The organism is Deinococcus frigens DSM 12807, assembly GCF_000701425.1.
GTDB lineage: Bacteria > Deinococcota > Deinococci > Deinococcales > Deinococcaceae > Deinococcus > Deinococcus frigens.
Genome location: NZ_JNIW01000128.1, coordinates 1 through 2,582 on the forward strand (window position 1 = coordinate 1; position 2,582 = coordinate 2,582).

Annotated in this window: 2 protein-coding genes; one reads left to right on the forward strand and one right to left on the reverse strand. The window is 62.7% G+C overall.

What is annotated here, in order from left to right:
- The coding region (locus tag Q322_RS23995; RefSeq protein ID WP_483782859.1) for a transposase family protein at positions 1-645 on the forward strand (645 nt) is incomplete at its 5' end.
- A gap of 243 nt (positions 646-888) precedes the next feature.
- Here Q322_RS23995 and Q322_RS0119860 read toward each other — a convergent pair.
- Positions 889-2,582, reverse strand: a 1,694-nt coding sequence (locus tag Q322_RS0119860) for a putative bifunctional diguanylate cyclase/phosphodiesterase (RefSeq protein ID WP_156953195.1), incomplete at its 5' end; no start/stop codon positions are given.

The following is a 2,582-nucleotide window of genomic DNA, read 5'->3' on the forward strand; positions in this document are numbered from 1 at the left end:
GTCCTGGCCTTGATTGGAGCCAAAGACGTTCGCCACGCGGCACTGGCCGAGCGTTGCCCTGGCAACGCTCAGACGGCTTCCGTCATCCGCCAGATTGAGCGATTCTTTGGCAAGCATCCGCTGTATCCTCTGGATGTCGCCCGTCTGGTGCTGGCCCTGCTGCCTGACAAAAAACGGCGGGACTTCATCGTGGACCGCACCAATTGGAAATTGGGCAAGACCGACGTGAACGCGCTGGTGCTGGCGGTGAACTGGCGGGGCGTGGCCGTGCCACTCCTGTTTGAGTTGTTGCCGCACAGCGGCAACAGTGATACGGCTACCCGTCTGGCCCTACTTGACGACGCCCTGAAGCTCCTGGAATGCCACGAAGTCGCCACGATCTATGCAGACCAGGAATTCATCGGCCAGGCATGGATTCAGGGTCGAGCTGAACGGGGCCTGCCCATCACCGTGCGGCTGCGGGTGGACACCCGCCTTGATGGCCTACAGACGGGAAAGAAAGCCGTGCTACTCGATGGCGTGGAGGTGTACGGGCTGCCGATGAATGTGGTGTTGACCCGGACGCCGGGCGTGGAGTGTCGTGACGCTGGGCCTCCGGTCGCTCGTCCGGGCGTCTTCCCGTCAGGTTGGGGCTTCGGTGGATGAACTGCACCACCTCATTCGACTCTGGACGCCGCACCAGACGATAGGAGCGGAAAGTGTCGGGTACTGAGGTCCGTCAGACTGAACCCCTCCTCCACAAAACCCTAGTCAGACGAGATGTTTCAACCCTTCGAAAAACTGTCGGGTACTGAGCTCCAGGAGAATCTTTGGGTTTCATTAATATAGAGCGATCTGTAAGGAAACTGGAAGACCCTGTTTTCCGCTGCTGTGGCCGGGTATCGGCCCTCAGGTCAATCGCTTTTGCCAGTCGGTCTGAACGCCAGGCCGCGCATGGTCCAGCAGTTCGGTCAGCCGCGCGGGGTCCAGAGGCCGGGCAAAGTGATAGCCCTGGCCGAAATCGCAGCCGAACCCCCGCACCGCCTCCATCTGCGCCTCCGTCTCGACGCCCTCAGCCACCACCTGGAGATCGAGGGTGCGCGCGATGCCCACGATGGCCGTGATCAGCGCCACGGCGTACTGCGGCGCGCGGCGTGGAGAGGCGAGGTCCTCGATGAACGAGCGGTCGATCTTGATGCAGCCGATGGGCAAATCACGCAGGTACGCCAGCGAGGAATAGCCGGTGCCGAAGTCGTCGATGGTGATCTGCACCCCCAGCCGTTGCAAGTTGCACAGGGCCGCCTGCACCAGGGCCGGATTCTGCATCACCGCACTCTCAGTCAGTTCGAGTTCAAGTTTGTGGGCCGGCAGGCCGCTGAGCAGCAGCGCCCCCTTGACCTCATCAACGAAGTCAGGCTGCGCGAACTGAATGGGAGAGACGTTGACCGTGACCGTGCCGGCCCAGCCGTGGCCCTCACGCCAGCGGCGGGCCTGCATGCAGGCCCGCTCGAGGACCCAGCGGCCTACCGATACGATCTGGCCGCTGGACTCGGCGATGGGAATGAAAACGGCGGGCGAGACCACGCCGAACTCGGGGTGGGTCCAGCGCAACAGGGCCTCGATCTTGCTCATCTCACCCGTTTCCAGGTGATAGATCGGCTGGTAGACCAGGCTGAGCTGCTCCAGAGTCAGGGCCGACTGGAATTCGCGGGTCAGCAGGACCGTGTGCTCCAGTTCGGCGTCCAGCGCGGCGTCGAAACGTCGCACGCCGTTGCGCCCCGAACGTTTGATCTGGTACATCGCGGCGTCCGCGTGTTTCAATAGGGTTTCCGCGTCCTGACCATCATCGGGATAGACGCTGATCCCGATGCTGGCGCTGAGCTGGATCTGCTGGCCGCGCACGGTGAAGGGCACGGCCAGTCCGACGAGCAACTGCTGAGCCAGCACCGTGGCCCAGGTGGGGGAGGTGCCCTTGACCACCACCACGAATTCGTCCCCACCGATGCGGGCCGCCAGATCCCCTGTCTTCAGCGCGCCCTGCAAGCGGTCCGCAAATTCCCGCAAGACCTCGTCGCCCACGCTGTGACCCAGGGTATCGTTGATCATCTTGAAGCCGTCCACATCGATGAACAGCAGCGTGAAGGCTTCATGGCGTCCCACGGCCTCGTTCAGTTCCTGCTCCAGGCGCAGGCGGCTCGGCAAACCCGTGAGCAGGTCCGTGTGGACCAGCCGCTGCAAGGTCTGGGCCTGTGCCTGGATACTGGACAGCCGGTCTTTGTAGCCGATGAACGCCTGGGTCAGGGTCAGCAAGGTCAGGTTGGCCAGCAGCATCTCGATCAGTGCGAACAGTACCCCGACGGTCTGCGCGGTCCAGCCGTTGACCGCCGCGTAGCCGACGCTGCACAGCGTCATGGCCGCGAAGAAAATGAAGGTGACGTTGCGCGCCGCCTTCAGGTTGGGAATGAAGAGGGAGAGCACATAGACGGCTGGAATCCAGAAGAATGATTCGGTCATCTCGACCTGGATGGACAGGCCCGGCGGGAGAAAGTACAGCAGGTAGCTCAGCTTGCCCAGGAAAAACAGGCAGGACAGCAGCACCAGGG